We start from the raw sequence: 502 nt of genomic DNA on the forward strand, positions 1-502 counted from the left end.
TTCCTGCATGGTCACGGCGCGCGGGGTATGGCACGCGCCGCAATGGCCCGGCCCTTCGACCAGATAGCTGCCACGGGCCACCAGCGCATCGGGGAAGGTGCGCCCGCGCATCTGGCGCTGGACCATGGCGGGATCGGGTGCGTACAGCCTGCGCCACAAGACCAGCGGCCAGCGCATGGAAAACGGCCATGTCATGCCGGTCTGGGCCACGTGGTGGGTGACCGGTTTCACCCCCTGCGTGAAATAGGCGTAAAGCGCATGCAGATCCTCATCCGTCATGCGCGCATAGGCGGATAGGGCATGGCGGGGTACAGCGTGGCGCCATCGCGCCGGATCCCCTGGCGGACGGCGCGGATGAACGCGGCCTCCGAATACCGGCCTATGCCGGTCTGGACGTCGGGCGTGATATTGGGCGCGTACAGCGTGCCCATGGGCAGGTGAAACGCCACCCCACCGGCAAAGGGTTCGCCACCCGGCGCGGTATGGCAGGCCCCGCAATCCG

General features: G+C 68.1%; 1 pseudogene. It reads right to left on the reverse strand.

The features are described from left to right. Positions 1 to 502: pseudogene (locus JCM25156_RS26840) on the reverse strand (c-type cytochrome); the annotation flags it as partial.

The organism is Komagataeibacter kakiaceti JCM 25156, from assembly GCF_000613305.1.